The sequence below is a fragment of the Corallococcus sp. AS-1-6 genome (assembly GCF_020037015.1).
In the GTDB taxonomy this organism is placed as follows: Bacteria; Myxococcota; Myxococcia; order Myxococcales; family Myxococcaceae; genus Corallococcus.
This window is the reverse complement of sequence record NZ_JAIQDE010000014.1, coordinates 137,783-156,439: the sequence shown is the minus strand read 5'-3', so window position 1 is coordinate 156,439 and position 18,657 is coordinate 137,783. Positions and strand designations below refer to the sequence as shown.

Genomic DNA, 18,657 nt, shown 5'->3' with positions numbered 1-18,657 from the left:
CTTCACGCGGGCGCGCAGTCGCAGTCCACGCAGCCCTGCGCGCAGCAGTGGCCGCACAGCTCCACCAGCCGCGCGCCCAGGGCCTTCCGGGCGCGGTGCAGGCGCACGGCGGCGTTGTTGGCGGAGAGGCCCGCCTCCTTCGCGTACGCGGCCACGGTGAGCCCCTCCAGGTCCACCCGGCGCACGGCTTGCGCGTACTCGGGCTTGAGCGTCCCCGCGAGCCCCGCCACGCACCCGCACACCGTGGCCTCCAGGCCGCTCGCGTCCTCGGTGGACAGGGGCTGCTCGTGGGCCAGCGACTCCAGCGTGGAGACCTCCCGCTGGCCCCGGCGGTGGCGGTCCACCAGGGCGTTGCGCAGCAGCCGGTAGAACCAGGCCACCGCGCTCTGCTCCTCGCGCAGCGCGCCCCCCTGTTCCATGCCCTTCACGAACGCGGCCTGAAGCACCTCGCGCGCCGCCTCCTGGCTCCCCACGCGCGGCGTGAGGAACGCGAGGAACGCGTGGTGATGGCGCAGCAGCGCGTCCATGGCTTCGGGCGACAGGCTCATGCCGCGGGCCTTCTAGCAGCCCTGCGCGCCGCGAGGCGCTCCTGGAACCCGTGCACCAGCGCGTAGAACGTGGGCAGGGCCAGCAGCGTGAAGAGGGTGGACGTGACGAGCCCGCCCACCATCACCACCGCCAGGGGACGCTCAATCTCCGTCCCGTGCAGCGGCAGCACCAGCAGCGGCAGGAGCCCGAGGATGGCCGTGCCCGCGGTCATCAGCTTGGGCCGCACGCGGCCGAGGCTCGCCTCGCGCACGGCCTCCGCGAAGGGCCTGCCCCGGTGCATCAGGTCCTTCGTCTGCGCCACGAGCACCAGGCCGTTCTGCACCGCGATGCCGAACAGGCCGATGAGGCCCACCAGGCTGGAGACGTTCCAGGTCTCGCCCGCGAGGAGCAGCGCGAGGATGCCGCCCACGAACGCGTCCGGCAGCGTGGCCAGGATGACCAGGGCCTCCGCCACGGAGTCCAGCGCGAGGTACAGCAGGACGAACACCGCCAGCAGCGCCAGGGTGATGGCCACGGTCAGCGCCTGCGCCGCGCGCTCCTGGCTCTCCACCTTGCCGCCCACGTCCACGAAGTAGCCCGTGGGCAGCTTCAACTGCGCGGCCAGCAGCTCCCGCACCTCCGCCGCCGTGCTGCCCAGGTCGCGGCCGGACACGCCCGCCTCCACCGCGATGCGCCGGCTGCCCGCCTCGCGGCGCACGCTCCCCGCGCCGGAGGTCTCCTCGATGGTGGCCAACTGGCTCAGCGGGATGCGCGTGCCGTCGTGCCCGTCCACCAGCAGGTTGCGGATGGCGTTCACGTCCCCCCGGCGGTGGTCCGCCAGCCGGAGCACCAGGTCGTAGCGGCGCTGGCCCCGCCAGATCTGCGCGGCCTCCTCACCCACCAGCCCCACGCGCACGGCCCGGATGACGTCCCCGGGCGTGAGCCCCACGCGCGCCACCGCCGCGCGGTTCACCGCGACGCGCAACTGGGGCAGGCCGCTCAGCCGCTCCACCCGCAGGTCCTCCACGCCCTCCACCTTCGCCATCAGCGCGCGTGCCTTCTCCGCGAGCTGCGCCAGGGTGTCCAGGTCCGGCCCGAAGACGCGCACGGAGAGGTCCGCGGGGCTGCCGCCCAGCCCCTCGTCGATGCGCATCCCCAGCGGCGTGGTGAAGAGCACCGACACGCCGGGCACCTTCTCCACCGCCTCGCGCATCCGCGACTCCAGCGCCTCGCGGCCGCCCGTCGCGTCCTTCTTGAGGACCACCAGCACGTCGGACAGGGTGTGGGGCATCGGGTCCTCGGTGCGCTCGGCGCGGCCGGTGCGGCGCACCACGTCCTCCACCTCCGGGAACCCGCGCAGCACGTCCTCCACGCGGTGGTTGAGGCGGTCCACCTCGTCCAGGGACGCCTCCGGGGGCAGCACCGTCTGGAGGAGGAAGGCGCCCTCGTCCAGCCTGGGCATGAAGTCGCTGCCCACCAGGAAGGCCAGGCCCAGCGCGGGCACGGTGATGGCCAGCGCCACCACGCGCACCAGGCCCGCGTGGCGCATGCACCGGTCCAGGAGCGGCGCGTACGCGGCCTTCACCTTGCGGATGAGCCACACGTCCTCCTGCGAGTCCTCGCGCGGCGCGCGCAGGAACAGCCCCGACACCACCGGCACCAGCGTGAGCGCCAGCGCGAGCGACGCGGCCAGGCACGCCACCACCGCCGCCGCGAGCGGCTGGTACATGCGGCCCTCGATGCCCGTCATCGCGAAGAGGGGGATGAACACCGCGACGACGATGAGCGTGGCGAAGGCGATGGGGCGGCCCACCTCCAGCGCCGCCGCCAGCGCCTCTTCGCGCACCGGGCGGCGGCCCTTGCCCTCGCGCAGGTCGTGGATGACGTTCTCCACGACGATGATGGCCGCGTCCACCAGCAGGCCCACCGCGATGGCCAGCCCGCCCAGCGTCATCGTGTTCAACCCGATGCCCGCCGCCTTGAGCAGCAGCCCCGCCAGCGCCAGCGACAGGGGCAGGGTGAGCGTGACGATGAGCGCCGCGCGCCAGTCCCCCAGCAGCAGGAAGAGCACGCCCACCACCAGGAACGCGCCCAGCAGGATGGCCCGCCCCACGCCTCCCAGCGCGGAGCCCACCAGCTCCGACTGATCGTAGACGACGCGCAGGTGCACGCCCGGCGGCAGCGAACGGCGCAGCTCCTCGATTGCCGCGCGAACGCCTTCGGCCACGCGCACGGTGTCCGCGCCGAACTGCTTGCTCACGCGGCAGCTCACCACCTCGCCGTCCAGCCGGTGCGCCATGCCCCGGCGCACCGCGGGGGCCTCGCGCACGTCCGCCACGTCCCCCAGCAGCACCGGGGTCCCGTCCCGCAGCGCGACCACGGTGTTGTTCAGGTCCTCCACCGTCTCCGCCCGGCCCACCGCGCGCACGGCCCACTCCATGGGGCCCTGCGTGACGAAGCCTCCGGCCGCGTTGACGCTGGCGCCCTCCAGGCCGTGCTGCACCTCGTCCAGGGTGATGCCGCGCGCGACCAGTTGATCCGGATCCAGCAGCACCTGGAACTGGCGCAGGTAGCCGCCCAGCCGCTCCACGCCCGACACGCCGGGCACCGCCAGCAGCCGGTTCTTGATGTCGAAGTCCGCCAGGTCGCGCAGCGCCATCAGGTCCGCGGTGCCGGGCTCCGCCTCCAGCGTGAACTCGAAGACCTCGTTGAGCCGGCCGGTGAGGCTGGACACGAGCGGCGCGTCGGTGCCCAGGGGCAGCTCGCCCTCCACCTGCGCCACGCGCTCCGCCACGTACTGGCGGCTGCGGAAGTAGTCCGCGTCCGGTTCGAACTCCACCGTCACCTGCGTGACGCCCAGTTGGGACGTGGAGCGGATGCGGCGCACCTCGGGCAGACCCGCCAGCGCCACCTCCATGGGGATGGCCACCGCCGTCTCCAGCTCCTCGGCGCCCATGGCCGGGTTCTGCACGATGACGTTGAAGATGGGCGCGGACAGGTCCGGGAACACGTCCTGGCGCAGGTTGCGCAGCGCCACCGCGCCAAAGGCCGCCATCGCCAGGACGATGAGCACCGTCAGCCCGGGCCGGGCGAAGGACGCGCGGAGGATGCGCCCCGGCAACGTCTCGCGGGGATCAGTGGCCATGTTCATCGCCTCCGCCCTGGGAATTCTCCACCTCGGCCTTGAGGAGGAACGCGCCCTCCACCACCACCTCGTCGCCCACGGAGAGCCCCTTGAGCACCTCCACCTGCGTGCCCAGGCTGCGGCCCCGGCCCACCTCGCGCTGCTCGAAGACGCCGGCCTCCGGCGTGGGAAGGAAGACCACCCAGCCGTTCGCCAGCCGCTGGAGCGCTGGCGCCGGAACGGCCGTGAGCGTGGCGCCCGGATCCCCCAGCGGGAGGGACGCCGACGCGGACATGCCCGGCCTGAGCAGCCCCTTGCCGTTGTCCAACTCCAGGCGCACGGGGATGGTGCGGCTGCGCGGATCCACCTGCTGTCCCACGTGCCCCACCTTCGCGGCGAACTCCTGGCCCGGGAACGCGGCCAGGGTGACGCGCGCGTCCGCGCCGGGCTTCAGGCGCACCGCGTCCCGCTCGAACGCGTGCACGATGAGCCACAGCGACGACAGGTCTCCGACGCGGAAGAGCGGCTGGGAGGGATCCGCCATCTGCCCCAGCCGCGCGGTGCGCTCCACGACGGTGCCGTCGATGGGCGCCTTGAGCACGAAGCCGGACGTGCCATCCCCTCCGGGGCCGCCCGCGCCCAGCGACGTGAGCGCGGCCTTCGCGGCGGCGACCTCCGCCTCGGCGGCGGCGGCGTCCGCCTCGGCGGCCTGCGCGTCCTTGCGCGCGACGATGCGCTCGTCGGCCAGCGTGCGCTTGCGGTCCGCGGCCTGACGGGCGGCGGCGGCGCGGGCCTGGGCGGCCTGGAGGTCCGCGCGGGCACGGCCCAGCTCCGGACTCTGGAGCTCCGCCAGCCGCTGGCCCTGCTTCACGGCCTGGCCCGTCGTCACGGCGACGGAGGCCACGCGCGCGGAGACCGGCGAGGCCACCTCCGCGTAGGCGTCCTCGCTGAAGGTCAGCTCGCCCAGCGCGGTGACGCTCTCTCCGCCCGGGCGGGCCTCCACCTTCTCGGTGGTGACGCGCAGGTCCCGGAGCATCTCCTGGGGGACGTGCACGTGGATGACGTCCCCGGACTCGACGTGGAGCTTCTCCGGGGCCGCCTCGTCGTGGCCGTGTTCGTGCGCGTCGTCGTGTTCGGACTTGGAGGACTTGCAGGCGGTGAGGCCCACGAGGACGGACAGCAGCAGCAGGGTGGGCTTCATGGCAGGACTCCCGTCTCGACTTCCAACTGCACCCGGGCCAGGGCCAATCGCAGCAGGCCTTCCAGCCACGCGGCCCGCGTCTCCAATGTGTCGCGCCGGACGAGGAGGAAGGCCGCGAGGTCCATCTCCCCGGCGTCATAGGACCGCTGCGCCAGCGCCTCGTTGTCATCCAGGAGCGGCAGCACCTGCTCCAGGTCCCCGAGGGCGGCCAGGCTCGCGCGGTAGCGGTGGCGCGCGGCCTGGACCTGGGCGGGCACGACGGTGCGCGCGGCGGCGAGCTCCTGTCCGGCGCGGCTCGCCTCCGCCTCGCCCACGAGGCGCGCCTCCTGGCCGCGGGCGAAGAGGGGCAGGGGCACGCTGAGCGTCCCCAGGAACACCGTCTCGTCCGCCTCCTTCTGGTAGCGCGCGCCCACCGTTATGTCCGGCAGCACCTGGCGCCGGCCCAGCGTCGCGGCGGCCTCCGCCTGGACCTGCTCCTGCTCCAGCGCCACCAGGTCCGCGCGCGCTCCCGCGCCGTCCGGCACGTCGCGGACCGGCGCCCGCGCGAGCGACCGCAGGTCATCGTCGTAGGTGGCCTGGGGGCTCGCGCGCTGGCCCACGCGCGCCTCCAGCTCCTCGCGCAGGGCCTGGACCTCGCCGGTGGCGACCTGGACCTCCGCGCGGGCGCGGGCGTGGGCCACCTTCGCCACGTTCACGTCCACGGCCGGGACGTCACCGGCCGCGTAGCGCCGCTCCGTGGCCTGGACGGTGCGCTCCGCCGCTTCCGCCGCGGCCTCCACCAGCTTCCGCCGCTCCCGGGCTTGCAGCAGGCGGAGGTAGGCGGCGGCCACGTCCCCCAACAGGAGCCGCTCCGCGTCGCGCAGGCGGGCTCCCTCCAGGGACAGGCCCGCGCGCGCCACCTCGCGCCGCAGGCCCTGCTTGCCGCCCAGCTCGAAGGGCTGCGCCAGACCCACCGCGAGGTCCAGGCCATGGTCTCCCGTGGGGAGCCGGCGCGAGCCCACCTGGACGTCGAGCTGGGGGTTCTCGCGCAAGAGCGGCGCGGCGCTCGCCAGGGGCCCCTGGGCGGCGCGCACGCGGGCCCGGGCCTGGACCAGCGCCGGGGCGTGCTCGCGCGCCAGGGCGAGGGCGTCCTGGAGGGAGATTCGGGAGGGATCCGCGCCACCAGGGCGCGGCCAGAGGATGACGGCGGCCAGCCCGAGGGCGGCCGTCGCGGAACGGATGGGCACGGAAGAGGACCTCTTGCGGAAGGCGGGCCGCGCGCACCCATGCACCCGGGCAGGAGGCCGGGCACACCGGTGGCGGGGCGCGAGCGAACGACGGCGGACGCGGGCCTTAAGCCAGAGGGACTATGGGGGGATGGAGGATGTCGTCCGCGTCGGCGGAGGACGGCTCCAGGGCTTCGGGGGTGATGGGGGGCTCCCGGAACAGGGAGTCCACGAGGCCCTGCAGCGGTACGGCGACGGCCAGGGGCCTGACGTGCGAGCAGCAGGCGCAGTCCACGCAGGTGGGGGCGCACTGGCCCTGCGCGTCGTCATCCGCGCAGCCCGTGAGGCACGTCTCCGCCTGTTGCGCCGGCCCGAAGGCGTGCGCGAGCCCGCCCCCGATGGGAGCGAGCAGCAGCAGGCAGAGGAAGAGCCAGAGTCGGAGCACTGGAGCGGTCTTCTAGCACGCCCTGGCGGAAGTGCACACGCGACGGCAGGGCGGGCGGCGCGGGGAGCGCTGCTCAGCCGCCAATGCCCTTGCGCAGCCGGGACCAGTCGAAGTTGGCCGCCGGGTCGTCCTTGCGGCCCTTGGGCACGGCCACGTCCTTGTGCCCCAGGATGTTCTTCATGGGCACGTCGTACTCCTGCTTCAGGTAGCCCACGAGCTTCGTCAGCGACTTGTACTGCGCCTCCGTGAAGGCCGTCTTGCCGCTGCCGTCGTTGACGATCTCGATGCCGATGGAGCGCGCGTTCACGTCCGTGGGGACGCCGTGCAGCTCCCCCTTGCCCGCGTGCCAGGCGCGCTTGTCGTCACCGACGAGCTGGTAGATCTTCCCGTCGCGGTCCAGCATGTAGTGCGCGGACACCTTGCTGTCCTTGTTGCGCATCCACGACAGGTCCCCGGAGCCGTTGTTGGTGCCGGTGTGGTGCAGCACGATGGTGTCGATGTCCGCGCCGTTGCGCGAGTCGCTGTTGGGCGAGGGCGCGCTGATGACCGCCGGCTTGGTGAACTTCCCCGGCTCCGTGGGCGGAGGCGTCGTCGTCTTGAGCGCCTTCGTCAGCGCCGCCGCCGTCTGCGGCCCGTAGTAGCCGGTGGCGGAGATCTTGTGGTCCGTCTGGAACTTCTTCACCGCCGCCTCGGTCTGCGGCCCGAAGGAGCCGGCGCCCGTGTTCATCTGCGCCTGCGTCATGTAGCCCAGCTTCACCAGCCCCTGCTGGAGCTGCTTCACCTTCGCCCCGGAGTCCCCCTTGCCCAGGCCGGCCGGCGGCGCCGTGAGGGCCGTGGACGCGGCCGCCGCGCGCGTGGGAGCGGCGGTGCGGGGCGCGGTGGCGGCGGTGCTCGCGGGCGCGGTGGCGGTGGCGCGGGGGGACGTGGCGCGGACAGTCATGGTGAAAGATTCCAGGAATAGTGGAGAGCTGTTGCTTTCGCGATTATCGGCGGCGTGGGCGGGAAGTTGTGTGACGGACGTGTTCCATCAACTGCCGGTGGCGCGGCGCGGAGGCTCGGCGCGTCCGGCCGCGTCCGTGCGCACCTGGGAGTACGGATCCAGCGGATCCCCGCCCAGCGCCTCCAGTGACACCAGGGTGCCCAGGCCCATGCGCCGCGCGTGATCCAGCAGCAGGCGCGTCACCACGTGGTCCTCCAGCGCGTGGCCGGTGGAGTCGAACACCGTATTGCGCTCGCGCCAGCCCTCGAACTCCTCCGGCTGCTGCACCACGGTGGCCAGGTCCGGGCCAATCTGGTCCGGGTGGAGCTGCTGGCACTCGCCCTCCAGGCGCGCCTGGGCGGGGAAGTCCGGCACGACGAGGCTGCGCCGCAGGAGCGCCAGCGGCAGCTCCGCCTTGCCCGGCTGGTCCGAGCCCACCGCGTTGACGTGCGCGTGCGGCCGGAGCGCGTGGCCGGAGATGACGGCGCCAGCTCCCGGCGCGACGGTGGTCGCGGTGCAGAGGATGTCCGAGCGCAGCTCCAGGTCCGGCAGCAGCGTGGGCCGCACGTCCAGCCCCAGGAACGCCACGCGCCGCACGAAGGAGCGCGCCGCGTCCGGATCCACGTCGTGCACCAGCACCTGCTCCAGCCGGAACACGCGGCTGAGCGCGTGCAACTGGGACACGGCCTGCGCGCCGCAGCCCACCAGCCCCAGCACCCGGCTGTCCGGGGACGCCAGGTAGCGGCTGGCCACCGCCGACGCCGCGCCCGTGCGCAGCGCCGTGGCGAACACGCCGTCCATCACCGCCACCAGGTGGCCCGTCCGCGCGTCATAGACGCTGTGGGATGCGACCAGGGTGGGCAACCCCGAGTCCCCCCGGTTGCCGGGGAGGGAGGCGGCCACCCGCACGGTCAGGCTGTCCCCGCGCCGCAGGGCGGGCATCCAGCCCATCGTCCCGGAGGGCCGCGGGTCGCCCGCCACCTGGAAGCCCTCCCGCTTGGGCACCTGGAGGACGGACTCGTCCAGCTCCCGCAGCGCCACGGTGAGCGCCTGGATGAGCTCATCCATCAGGACGTCCAGCCCCACGCCTTCCACGAGCGCGCGCAGGTCTGTGGGGCCGAGCAACAGGGTGCGGGGAAGCGGGGGCGTCATGCGCGCGGAGTCTACGCCCCTGACAGGAATTGCAACGGGTCAGTTTTGATTACGAATTCCTGTCTTGCTGTGGCTTTTGAATACAGGTGCAGGGAAGAAGGCGGCGAAGGGGCCGTGTTGGAAGCGGGCGCTCGACATCCGGCGGCTCCGCGTGGCCCCGGCCTCGTGCCCGCACCCCGAGCCGCACCACCCTCAACGCCCGAGTGAACGCCTCCTTGAAGCCCTCCGTTCCCAGGACGCCCGTGCTCACCGCCGTCTCCGATGTGTCCGCCCACCCCCGCGCCGATGAAGTGCCTGACGCGCCTCGCGCGCGCGTCCTCCTGGTGGACGACACGCCGTCGAACCTGCTCGCCCTGGAGGCCATCCTGGAGCCGCTTGGCCAGCAGGTGGTGTCGGTGCGCTCCGGCGACGAGGCGCTGAAGGCGCTGCTGCTGGACGAGTACGCGTGCGTGCTGATGGACGTGCAGATGCCGGGGCTGGATGGCCTGGAGACGGCGCGCCTGGTGCGCACCCGCGAGCGCACGAGGCACCTGCCCATCCTCTTCATCACCGCGCTCAGCCGGGAAGCGGCCTACGTCACCCGGGGCTACGAATACGGCGCGGTGGACTACCTGCTCAAGCCCGTGGACCCGGACATCCTGCGCGCCAAGGTGTCGGTGTTCGTGGAGCTGTACCTGCGCGGAGAGAAGCTGCGGCAGCAGGCGCTGGAGCTGGCGGAGCGCCGCCGCGTGGAGGAGGAGCTGCAGCGCGCGACGGAGCTCGAGCAGCAGTTGGTGGGGATCGTGGGGCACGACATCCGCACGCCGCTCTCGGCCATCCTCGCCACGGCCCACGGCCAGTTGTCGCGCGAGCTGCTGCCGGAGGCCCAGCGCAAGGCCTTCGAGCGCGTGGCCCGGGGCGGCGAGCGCATCCAGCGCATCGTGGACCAGTTGCTGGACTTCACCCGCGCGCGCGTGGGCGGCGGCATCCCGGTGGTGCCCGGCGCGGGCGACCTCAACGAGCTGTGCCGCAAGCTCGCGGACGAGCTGCGCGCGGCCAGGCCGGAGCGCTCCATCCTGTGCGACTTCGCCCGCGACAGCCTCCCGGGCGTCTGGGACCTGGACCGGCTGGCGCAGGTGGTGGCCAACCTGCTGGACAACGCGCTCAAGTACAGCCCGCCGGACACGCCCGTGCGCCTGCGCACCTATGAGCAGGGCGCGGACACCGTCCACCTGGAGGTCCAGAACGCCGGGGCCCCCATCCCCGCGCACGTGCTGCCCACGCTCTTCCAGCCCTTCCGCCGCGGCGACGGCCCGGGCCAGCGCGAGAGCCTGGGCCTGGGGCTCTACATCGCGCGAAGCATCGTGGAGGCCCACGGCGGCACCCTCCGGGTGGAATCCACCCCGGACGCCGGTACGATCTTCTCGATGTGTCTTCCGCGTCAGGCTTTGGTTGAGCCGCGCGCGCACTCCGCCTGCGCGGGCGTCGCCGAGCCGATGACGGCCTGAAACACAAGGCCGTCCGCGTCACGGACAAGAGATTGCAGTCCCGGCTGATTACTCCATGGTAAAGGCATACAACAATCCATCCACATCAAAACCTCTCACGAGATGAGGCAAGGATGTGGAGGGTTTGCTACAATGCCAGACGTCCGGGAGCCGGTCCGTCCGGGCGCGAAGTGTGTCCGCTTTGGGGAGGGTGCGCGACAGATGAACGACAACTCGACGTGGATTCCCGTGGATGGAAGCGACCCGATGCGTGCGTGGGTGCGACGCCCCGCCTCTGGAACGGGTCCGGCCCTGCTGCTGCTGATGGTGGAGGCGTTCGAGGGCAACGCCCACCTGAAGCTGATGGCCGAGCGCTTCAGTGAAGAGGGCTACGTGGTGGTGGTGCCGGACCTCGCCTCGCGCGGGGAGCCGGAGGAGGTGGACCTCAAGCCGGTGGTGGCCTGGGCGCGCTCGCTTCCGGAGGTGGTGGGGCTCCGGGGGAAGAAGCAGGTCGGCGCGCTCGGCTACGGGCTGGGCGGGACGCTGGCCGCGCAGTTGGCGGCGCACGCGCACGTGGACTGCGCGGTGGCCTACTGCGCGCCCGGCATGGAGGACGTGCTCGCGCAGGCGGGTGAGAACGCGGTCCCCATGGTGCTCCACTACGCGGAGTGGGACGGCTTCGTGCCCCCGGCCGCGGTGGCGCGGGTGAAGCAGCACGTGAGCGTCGACGTGGAGCTGTACGTGTATCAGGGCGTGCGCCACGGCTTCTTCCGCGAGGGGTCGCCGGCCTGGCACCGGCCCTCCATGATGACGGCGCACACGCGCACGCTCGCGCTGCTCAAGCGCGTGATGGGGCCGCGCTACGACCTGGCCGCGCTGTGGGACAAGCACACGGAGCTGGAGTTCGCCACCCGGGACGCGGACGCGACCATGAAGACCATGGTGTCGCACCCGTACGTCAACAGCGTGCCGGTGATGACGGGGGGCGTGGGCGCGGAGTACCTGCACCGCTTCTACGAAAACCACTTCGTGCACGCCAACCCCAAGGACACGAAGATGACGCTGCTGTCGCGCACGGTGGGCGCGGACCGCGTGGTGGACGAGTTCATCTTCAGCTTCACCCACGACGTCGAGATGGACTGGATGCTCCCGGGCATCCCGCCCACCGGGAAGTACGTGGAGGCGGCCTTCGTGGCGGTGGTGAACTTCCGCGGCGACAAGCTCTACCACGAGCACATCTACTGGGATCAGGCCTCCGTGCTCGTGCAACTGGGCCTGATTGACAGGAAGGGCCTGCCCGTCACCGGCGCCGAGGCCGCCCACAAGCTGCTGGATGAGACCCTCCCGTCCAACACCCTGATGGGGAAGTGGGACGAGAGCGCGCCCTCCAACCTCAAGGCCGGCTGACGCGGCCGGCTTGACCCCCGCGCCCCGGGTTCGTCGCTACCCAGGGCGCGGTGTCTGACTTTCACGGGCTGGCATGCGCGCGGCCATTGCGCCGGCTCCTCTGGATTGTCCACAATGCGGCACCTCGCTGGATGGTCCAGGGGGGCTTCGTTTCCCAGACTTCCTCTGGATTTGGCGCCGCTCCCGGATGCGACTCTCCCTCTCCCAGAAGCTCACGCTGGCGCCGCTGTTGGTGGCGCTGTTCTTCACGGTCCTCTTCTTCGGGTACCTCATCCCGCGCGTCAGCTCCGCCTTCGAGGCGCAGGGCCGGGACGTGGGAGGCGCGCTGCCCGCGGCGCTGGCGGCCACGCTGCCCGCGGCGATGCCCGGAGGGCAGACGGAGGCGCTCCAGGCGGTGCTGGAGCAGGCGGTGCGCCACCACCAGGTGGCCTACGTGGCCGTCTTCGACGGGGCCGGGCAGATGCGCGCGGTGGCGGGCGAGTACGCCGCCGCGATGCGGGAGCTGCGCGACCGGCTGGGCCGCGCGCAGGGTGAGGCGACGTTCTACGTGCGGGACGCGGAGCTGCTGGACGTGAGCGCGCGCTTCGCGAACGGGGCGGGCACCGTGCACGTGGGCTTCAACCGCACGTCGGCGCGCGCGCAGGTGCGGGCCATCACCACCGGGGTGAGCGTGGTGATCGTCCTGGCGCTCTCGCTCTTCGTGGTGGTGGGCATCCTGCTGGCGCGCCGGGTGGCGGCGCCGCTGGTGCAGTTGACGGAGGCGGCCCAGCGCATCGCGGAGCACGGCGACCTGCGCGAGACGGTGCGCGTGGGGGGCACGGACGAGGTGGGCCAGTTGGCGAAGGCCTTCTCCATGATGGTGTCCAAGGTGAAGGACCTGCTGCAGCAGCTCCAGGCGTCGTCGGACCTGCTGCGCGGCTCGGTGGACCACCTGAACGACTCCGCGGGCCGGCAGAACGAGATGGTGTCCCGCCACGCCGCCGCGCTGCAGGAGACGCAGGTGACGGCGCAGGAGATCCGCCAGACGTCGGTGGTGGCGTCGCGCGCGGCGGAGACGGTCATCGACGTGGCGGAGCGCGCGGAGGTGCTGGGCAAGACGGGCGAGATCGCCATCACGGAGAGCATCGAGGGCATGGTGGCCCTGCGCGCGCAGGTGGAGCAGATCGCCGAGCGCATCATGGCCCTGGGCGAGCGCACCGAGCAGATCTCCGGCATCACGGAGACGGTGAAGGACCTGGCGGACCAGTCCCACCTGCTGGCGGTGAACGCGGCCATCGAGGCGGCGCGCTCCGGGGAGCACGGCAAGGGCTTCGCGGTGGTGGCCCGGGAGATCCGCGGCCTGGCGGACCAGTCCATCCGCGCGACGAACCAGGTGCGCGGCATCCTGGCGGACATCAGCACCGCCATCTTCGCCACGGTGGAGATCACCGCCGCGGGCACGCAGCGCATGGAGGCGGGCCTCGCGCAGGTGCGCACGTCCGGGGACACGCTGCGCCAGTTGTCCTCCATCGTCCGGGACAGCGTGGTGTCCGCCCGTCAGATTTCGCAGACGGTGAACCAGCAGGCCACCGGCATCGAGCAGATCTTCACCGCCGTGAACGAGCTCAACACGGTGATGGGCGACACGGTGAAGCGCATCTCCGCCACCAGCGAGTCCGCCGTGTCGCTCAAGCTCCTGTCGGAGCGCGTGGCGGCGATGGTGCGCGACTACCGGCTGTAGCCGGGCGGGGGCGGGGCAGGAAGCGCTCCACCACCTGGGCCACGGTGCGCGTGGTGGCGGCGCCCGGTTCGTTCACCCGGGCCGCGAGGAAGGCGGCCCCCAGCCGGGCCACCGACGACACGACGAAGAGCACGTGCAGGTTCACCCAGAGGTGGCCGCCCAGCATGAACTGCTGGGGCACGCGCGCCGCCAGCGCCCCGCCCAGGGCCGCCGCCGCCGCGTAGGCCAGCCCGCCCGCGGTGGCGAACGCCGCCAGGTAGAAGGGCCGGCCGTGGCGCGGCGCCACCGTGAGGGGCAGCGCGAAGATGGCCAGGCCGTGGCCGCTCCACAGCGCGCCCGCCAGGAGCACGTCGAACAGGAGCGGCCAGAGCGTCCCCGCGGAGGGCAACAGCCACAGCATGGGGATGGCGCTGATGCCCAGCGAGCAGAGCATCAGCACCGGCTGCGCGCCCAGCCGGTCGATGGCGCGGCCCCACAGGGGCGCCGTCAGCACGCGCACGCCCGCCACCGCCGCCGCGTGCAGGGCCATGATGACGAAGGTCATCTTGAGGTTCTGCAGGCTGTGCAGCGCGAAGAAGGGCGCGGACACGCCCACCGCCGCGTTCCACGCCACCTGGTACAGGAGCACCCGCCGGGCCCCGTCGTCCTTCCAGGGCAGCAGCGTCGCCTTGAGCTCCAGCTTCGGAGCGGTGCCCGGGGGCGCAGGATCATGCTGCGCGGCCATCATCAGCGTGGTGACGACGCCCATGACGCAGGCGGCGAGCGCCAGCATGGGCAGCGCCAGGCCCACCCCGTCCATCCCCTTGAGCCGGTCCATCAGCAGGCCCGCGGTGAGCGACGCGGCGGTGCCCATCAGCGTGGTGAGCGCGGTGCGCTTGCCGAAGAAGCGGCCCCGCACGGCGCCCGGCACGAGCTCCCCCATCCACGCCACCCACGCGTTGTTGCCCACCACCGCCAGCACCGCGGACGCCCCGGCCACGGCCAGCAGCAGGTGCTGCCGCCCCTCCAGGGACAGCCCCAGCCACGGCATCAGTGCCAGGGGCAGCAGGGCCAGGCGGGACAGGCACACCGCCGTCAGCGCCACCCGCCGGTGGCCGAAGCAGAGGGTGAGCCACGCGGCGGGGAACTGCACGAACTGCGCGAAGAACGGCAGCGCCGTCATCACGCCCACCAGGAAGGGCCCCAGCTTCAGCGCGATGGCCCACGCGGTGAGCACCGTGGGGCCAGCACACGCGGTGAACACCTCCGCGAACATCCCCTCCACGATGGACACCTTCAGCGACGCCCTCAGGCGCCGGTGCAGGGGCGGGCCCGGGCGGCCGTCCGGGGGCGGAGGGGCCCCCAGCAGGGGCGCGGACGAGCCGGGCAGCGAGGCGCCAGGGCGGAAGAGGGGGACGCCGGTGGCGAGGGAAGCGAAGCTCTGGACGAGGCGGCGACGGAAGGCGGCGGACACTGGGATTCGTTTCCCACGGGCTCGCATTCCCCCTCAATCGGACCTCCAAGGAGTGCGCCGGGCCCGGCCGGACACCAACCGGCCTTATTCGTCGCTTTCAGCCCACTGTCCGCCCGCTTGGAGGGCAGGAGGGATTCAGGTGCAGTTCACGCGGTCTTGAACTATATGAACGACCCGGAAGGAGACCGCGCACATGGATGTCGCTCACGAGCTGACGGAGTTTCTGGGGCAGGTGGAGCAGCGTCTGACCGAATTGCTCGCGGATGGTGACGTCGGGCCGGACGTGAAGGGCGACACGCTGATGGACGCGGCGCGGCACCTGTGCCTGGGAGCCGGGGGCAAGCGGGCCCGTCCCATGCTCGTCCGCCTGTTCGGTGGCGTGGTGGGGGTGCCGGCCGCCCGGCTGGTGGACGTGGGCGTGGCGGCGGAGATGATCCACTCGGCCAGCCTGCTGCATGACGACGTGGTGGACGCGGGCATGTTCCGCCGGGGCCGCCCGACGGTGAACGCGCGCTGGGGGAACATCGTCGCGGTGATGAGCGGCGACCTCATCCTGTCCACGGCGCTGTCGCGGCTGTCCCTGCTGGACGCGCGCCTGGTGCAGAGCGGCCTGGCCATCGTCACGGAGATGACCCGCGCGGCCATCGCGGAGGTGGAGGCGCGTGGCGACATGAACCTGCCGCTCACGCGGCTGCGCTACATCGCCGAGGGCAAGACGGGCTCGCTGTTCGGCTGGTGCGGCAAGGCCGCGGCGACGCTGGCGGACCAGCCGGAGGCGCAGGCGCGCTTCGACGCCTTCGGCCGGCACCTGGGCGTGGCGTTCCAGATCGCCGACGACATCCGCGACATCCTGGGCACGGACGTGGGCAAGCCCCGGTACGCGGACGTGCACTCGCGCACGCCGTCGCTGCCCATCCTGCTGGCGGTGTCCCGGGACGAGTCCCTGCGCCGCAAGCTCAAGGACGCGTGGGCGTTCTCCGTCATCACCCCGGAGCGCACCCGGGAGATTGGCGCCGCCATCGAGGCCACCGGCGCGGTGGAGGCGTCCATGGAGATGATGAACCAGGAGATTGGCGCGGCGCTCGACAAGCTGGGGCCCTTCGCCAACGACGCCGCGGGCGCGGAGCTGATGAGCTGGGCGCACCGGCTTTCGGAGGGCATCGCGCAGCAGGTGAAGGGACGCGCTGCATGAAGGGCTACCTGTGGACTGGGGGGGATCCCGGGAGCCAGAAGACCGTCGCGCCGCCGGAGAACGGACGGCTGGCGCCATGGGAAGCCATCGCGGTGGAGGCGGTGGGCAACGTCATCGAGTTCTGGGGCTTCAAGCGCAACCAGGGCCGGGTCTGGGGCCTGCTCTACCTGCGCGGCGAGCCCCTGACCGCCGGTGAGATCGAGCGCGAGCTGGATCTGTCCAAGGGCGGCGTGTCCATGCTGCTGCGCGACCTGGAGCACTGGGGCGTCGTCCAGCGGGTGCGCGTGCCGCAGGACACGGTGTGGCGCTACGCGGCGGAGACGGACCTGGTGCGGATGGTGACGCACGTGGTGGAGGAGCGCGAGGCGGCCTTCGTCACCCGCATCCGCGCGGACCTGGCCGAGGCGCGCCGGCTGGCGGAGGGCGCTGGCGGCGTGCAGGCGGAGAAGCTGCGGCGGCTGGAGCGCATGGCCGTGCTGGCCGACCACGTGGAGCGCGCGCTGCGGTTGTTCATCAAGACGTCCCGCCTGGACGTGGGCGGGGTGCTGGGCGCGTTCCGCGACGGCGCCCTGTCGCGCGGCAAGGCCGAGCGGTAGCCGGTAGGAGGACAGACCATGGATTCGCACTACGATCAGGTGATGAAGGCGCGCGAGCAGGCGGACGCGAACGCACCCCGGCGCTACTTCGCGTACTCGACCATCCTGGACCGGGCCGCCTTCGACGAGTGGAAGCACCAGCACAGCTACGGCTTCTTCGAGCTGCCGGAGGGCCGGCTCGCCGAGGCGCTGGACGTGGACCTGGTGTACGACTTCCCGTCGCGCTGGTGGGGCGGCCGGGTGGCGGGCCTGACGGACGCGCCGGGCGCGCGGGTGTACGGCCGACTCTTTGAAATCCCCGGCAAGGACTGGCCCATCGTCCAGCACAAGGAGGGCTTCGTCACCAGCATGTGCGTGGAGCGCACGGTGCGCGTGCGCGTGGACGGCCAGGAGGTGGAGGCCACCGCGTTCGTGACCAACCCGCGCCGCGCGTCCTCCGACGGGCCGGTGAGCCCGCGCTTCGTGGAGGCGCTGGTGCGCGGCGCGAAGAGCGCCGGGCTGCCCGCGGACTACGTGGAGAAGCTGGCGCGCGGCGAGTCGCGCTGAGCCGCTCGCCGCCGGGCTACGGCCGGGCGGTGGGGGCGATGCGGTAGAGCGCTCCGGCGGCGTCGTCGCTGACGATGAAGCCGCCGCCCGGGGCCAGGGCCACGTCCACCGGCCGGCCCCACACGCCCAGGTCCGGGGTGGTGAAGCCGGTGACCAGGTCCACCTCCGCCGTGGGCTGGTGCGTGGCCAGGTCCCACGGGAAGACGGTGACCTTGTAGCCGGTCCGCTCCGTGCGATTCCACGAGCCGTGGTAGGCGACCAGCGCGCCGCGCTGCCACGCCGGGTTGAGCTCCCCCTTGTCGAAGAACGTCAGGCCCAGGGGCGCGGAGTGCGCCTGGATGCCCTGGTCCGTCCTGTCCATCGCGGCGCAGTCCGCCCGGGAGCCGTCCCGGTTCATGTCGTAGTCGCGGTCCAGGGGCATGTGCTTCAGGCCGCTGGGGGAGTCCGGGTTGGGGTTGCAGAAGGGCCAGCCGTAGTCGCCGCCCTGGCGCACGGACGTGAGCGCCTCCGGCGGGTGGTTGTCCACGTACTCGGGGATGACCTTGCCGTACCGGCCGGTGCCGTCGTCGAACGGGTAGGGCGTGTTGTCGCGGTTGTTGACCGCCACCCACAGCGTGTCGGTGCCGGGCTCCCACGCCAGCCCCTCCGCGTTGCGCAGGCCCCGGGCGAACAGCTCGCGCGAGCCGCCGTTCCAGTCCCACCGGTAGATGGCGCCGCGCAGCGGGTCGCTGGTGGTGTCGCCCAGGCACACGTTGCAGGTGGACGCGATGGCCACGTACACGCGGTGCCGGGAGTCCACCGCCAGGTTCTTGAGCTCGTGGCCATAGGCGCCGTGAAGCTCCGGCAGGGACGCGTCCGGCAGCCCGGAGACGACCGTCTCCGCCGCGCCGCGCGTCGTCTCACCGGGCGTCCAGCGCGAGCGCGTGACGCGGTCCTTCTCCGACAGGAAGACCCACATCTGTCCGTCGCGCTCGTGGAAGACGATGTCGTGGGGCCGGCCCAGGCCGCCCGCCCACTGCGTCACCTCCGGGTCCTGTCCCGCGCGGGGGCGCACCTGCATCACCTTGCCCTGGCCGGGCACGGAGACGAGCAGGGTGCCCTCCGGCGAGAACGCGATGAAGCGCGCCCCCGGCACCCGTGCCCAGACCGCCACGGACATGCCTGATGGGATGTTCAGGGAGCGCGGCACGTCGAACGGGCTGCTCCGCATGCCCTCTGGAACCTCCACCGGCGCCGCCTGGAGGCTCCAGGGGCCAGGCGGCTGCCCCGCGTCCACCACGCCCGCGTCCTGGAGCGAAGGGGAGGGGCCAGGGGCCTCGGGCGGTTGGGACTTGCAGCCGGGCTGCAGGCACGCCAGCCCCAGGAAGATCGTCAGCACGAGTGGTCGCCGCATGGTCCTCTTTTCATAACCGCCGGCCATGGCGGAAGGTGACCTGAACAAACCTTCAGACATTTTTCCCACCGCCCCGCGCACCCCTGAACGGGCCTGAACAAACCTTCAGGGATTTTCTCCGTGTCGGCGAATGCCCATGCCTACATGAACAAAAGCCCAGGCATTGGCTCTGGGGTGAAACATGAAACAAACATCAATAATTGACTGAGATTGATTGCCATGTGTGTCTTTGTTTGGTGTGTTTCATGTT

Annotated in this window: 15 protein-coding genes; 6 read left to right on the top strand and 9 right to left on the bottom strand. The window is 72.3% G+C overall.

The annotated features are described in order from the left end of the window. Positions 1 to 2: 2 nt before the first annotated feature. The 7 genes from K8612_RS20890 to K8612_RS20860 all read right to left on the bottom strand — a co-directional run bounded on the left by K8612_RS20890 (position 3) and on the right by K8612_RS20860 (position 8,634). Positions 3 to 548, bottom strand: coding sequence for an RNA polymerase sigma factor (locus K8612_RS20890; protein ID WP_223738263.1), 546 nt, complete (start codon positions 546 to 548; stop codon positions 3 to 5). After that, positions 545 to 3,673: an efflux RND transporter permease subunit gene (locus tag K8612_RS20885; protein WP_223763563.1), complete on the bottom strand. Its 3,129-nt coding sequence runs from the start codon at positions 3,671 to 3,673 to the stop codon at positions 545 to 547. Before K8612_RS20885 ends, K8612_RS20890 begins: the two co-directional genes overlap by 4 nt. Then, entirely contained in the window at positions 3,663 to 4,853 is a 1,191-nt protein-coding gene (locus tag K8612_RS20880; protein WP_223763562.1) for an efflux RND transporter periplasmic adaptor subunit, read from the bottom strand. Before K8612_RS20880 ends, K8612_RS20885 begins: the two co-directional genes overlap by 11 nt. Further along, positions 4,850 to 6,079 (bottom strand): TolC family protein, encoded by a 1,230-nt coding sequence (locus K8612_RS20875; RefSeq protein WP_223763561.1) that lies wholly within the window; start codon positions 6,077 to 6,079, stop codon positions 4,850 to 4,852. Before K8612_RS20875 ends, K8612_RS20880 begins: the two co-directional genes overlap by 4 nt. A gap of 106 nt (positions 6,080 to 6,185) precedes the next feature. Next, a complete protein-coding gene (locus K8612_RS20870; protein WP_223763560.1) occupies positions 6,186 to 6,503 on the bottom strand; it encodes a hypothetical protein in 318 nt (105 codons plus the stop codon). Positions 6,504 to 6,576: 73 nt separating this feature from the next. Beyond that, the gene (locus K8612_RS20865; protein ID WP_223763559.1) at positions 6,577 to 7,443 is read right to left on the bottom strand and encodes an N-acetylmuramoyl-L-alanine amidase; all 867 of its coding nucleotides are present in this window, start codon (positions 7,441 to 7,443) and stop codon (positions 6,577 to 6,579) included. An 87-nt stretch (positions 7,444 to 7,530) separates the two neighbouring features. Continuing rightward, on the bottom strand, positions 7,531 to 8,634 hold the full coding sequence (locus tag K8612_RS20860) for an ornithine cyclodeaminase family protein (protein WP_223763558.1): 1,104 nt from the start codon (positions 8,632 to 8,634) through the stop codon (positions 7,531 to 7,533). A gap of 215 nt (positions 8,635 to 8,849) precedes the next feature. Here K8612_RS20860 and K8612_RS20855 point away from each other — a divergent pair, with 215 nt between their 5' ends. The 3 genes from K8612_RS20855 (at position 8,850) to K8612_RS20845 (ending at position 13,227) form a co-directional block, all read left to right on the top strand. Then, positions 8,850 to 10,121, top strand: coding sequence for an ATP-binding protein (locus K8612_RS20855; RefSeq protein ID WP_223763557.1), 1,272 nt, complete (start codon positions 8,850 to 8,852; stop codon positions 10,119 to 10,121). A gap of 201 nt (positions 10,122 to 10,322) precedes the next feature. Continuing rightward, positions 10,323 to 11,507 carry an alpha/beta fold hydrolase gene (locus K8612_RS20850; protein ID WP_223763556.1) on the top strand — a complete coding sequence of 395 codons (1,185 nt, stop codon included), beginning with the start codon at positions 10,323 to 10,325 and terminating at the stop codon, positions 11,505 to 11,507. Between the two features lie 187 nt (positions 11,508 to 11,694). Continuing rightward, positions 11,695 to 13,227 (top strand): methyl-accepting chemotaxis protein, encoded by a 1,533-nt coding sequence (locus K8612_RS20845; RefSeq protein ID WP_223738272.1) that lies wholly within the window; start codon positions 11,695 to 11,697, stop codon positions 13,225 to 13,227. Here K8612_RS20845 and K8612_RS20840 read toward each other — a convergent pair. After that, complete coding sequence (locus K8612_RS20840) at positions 13,175 to 14,707, bottom strand: MFS transporter (protein WP_223763555.1); 1,533 nt, start codon at positions 14,705 to 14,707, stop codon at positions 13,175 to 13,177. The genes K8612_RS20845 and K8612_RS20840 overlap by 53 nt on opposite strands. A 166-nt stretch (positions 14,708 to 14,873) precedes the next feature. On the opposite strand from K8612_RS20840, the gene K8612_RS20835 reads away from it, so the two are divergent. The 3 genes from K8612_RS20835 to K8612_RS20825 are packed head-to-tail and all read left to right on the top strand — an operon-like array spanning position 14,874 to position 17,014. Continuing rightward, positions 14,874 to 15,872 (top strand): polyprenyl synthetase family protein, encoded by a 999-nt coding sequence (locus K8612_RS20835; RefSeq protein ID WP_223738274.1) that lies wholly within the window; start codon positions 14,874 to 14,876, stop codon positions 15,870 to 15,872. Continuing rightward, entirely contained in the window at positions 15,869 to 16,468 is a 600-nt protein-coding gene (locus K8612_RS20830; protein ID WP_223738275.1) for a GbsR/MarR family transcriptional regulator, read from the top strand. The genes K8612_RS20835 and K8612_RS20830 overlap by 4 nt, the downstream gene beginning before the upstream one ends. Positions 16,469 to 16,486: 18 nt before the next feature. After that, the gene (locus tag K8612_RS20825; protein ID WP_120590935.1) at positions 16,487 to 17,014 is read left to right on the top strand and encodes a gamma-glutamylcyclotransferase; all 528 of its coding nucleotides are present in this window, start codon (positions 16,487 to 16,489) and stop codon (positions 17,012 to 17,014) included. A gap of 16 nt (positions 17,015 to 17,030) precedes the next feature. On the opposite strand, the gene K8612_RS20820 is transcribed toward K8612_RS20825, so the two are convergent. Continuing rightward, complete coding sequence (locus K8612_RS20820) at positions 17,031 to 18,407, bottom strand: sorbosone dehydrogenase family protein (RefSeq protein ID WP_223763554.1); 1,377 nt, start codon at positions 18,405 to 18,407, stop codon at positions 17,031 to 17,033. Between the last annotated feature and the right edge of the window lie 250 nt (positions 18,408 to 18,657).

Coding starts and splice junctions, on each gene's coding strand:
- K8612_RS20830 (WP_223738275.1), top strand. CDS start 15,869: ATGAAGGGCTACCTGTGGACTGGGGGGGATCCCGGGAGCCAGAAGACC.
- K8612_RS20835 (WP_223738274.1), top strand. CDS start 14,874: ATGGATGTCGCTCACGAGCTGACGGAGTTTCTGGGGCAGGTGGAGCAG.
- K8612_RS20860 (WP_223763558.1), bottom strand. CDS start 8,634: ATGACGCCCCCGCTTCCCCGCACCCTGTTGCTCGGCCCCACAGACCTG.
- K8612_RS20865 (WP_223763559.1), bottom strand. CDS start 7,443: ATGACTGTCCGCGCCACGTCCCCCCGCGCCACCGCCACCGCGCCCGCG.
- K8612_RS20885 (WP_223763563.1), bottom strand. CDS start 3,673: ATGGCCACTGATCCCCGCGAGACGTTGCCGGGGCGCATCCTCCGCGCG.
- K8612_RS20825 (WP_120590935.1), top strand. CDS start 16,487: ATGGATTCGCACTACGATCAGGTGATGAAGGCGCGCGAGCAGGCGGAC.
- K8612_RS20850 (WP_223763556.1), top strand. CDS start 10,323: ATGAACGACAACTCGACGTGGATTCCCGTGGATGGAAGCGACCCGATG.
- K8612_RS20890 (WP_223738263.1), bottom strand. CDS start 548: ATGAGCCTGTCGCCCGAAGCCATGGACGCGCTGCTGCGCCATCACCAC.
- K8612_RS20880 (WP_223763562.1), bottom strand. CDS start 4,853: ATGAAGCCCACCCTGCTGCTGCTGTCCGTCCTCGTGGGCCTCACCGCC.
- K8612_RS20840 (WP_223763555.1), bottom strand. CDS start 14,707: ATGCGAGCCCGTGGGAAACGAATCCCAGTGTCCGCCGCCTTCCGTCGC.
- K8612_RS20820 (WP_223763554.1), bottom strand. CDS start 18,407: ATGCGGCGACCACTCGTGCTGACGATCTTCCTGGGGCTGGCGTGCCTG.
- K8612_RS20845 (WP_223738272.1), top strand. CDS start 11,695: ATGCGACTCTCCCTCTCCCAGAAGCTCACGCTGGCGCCGCTGTTGGTG.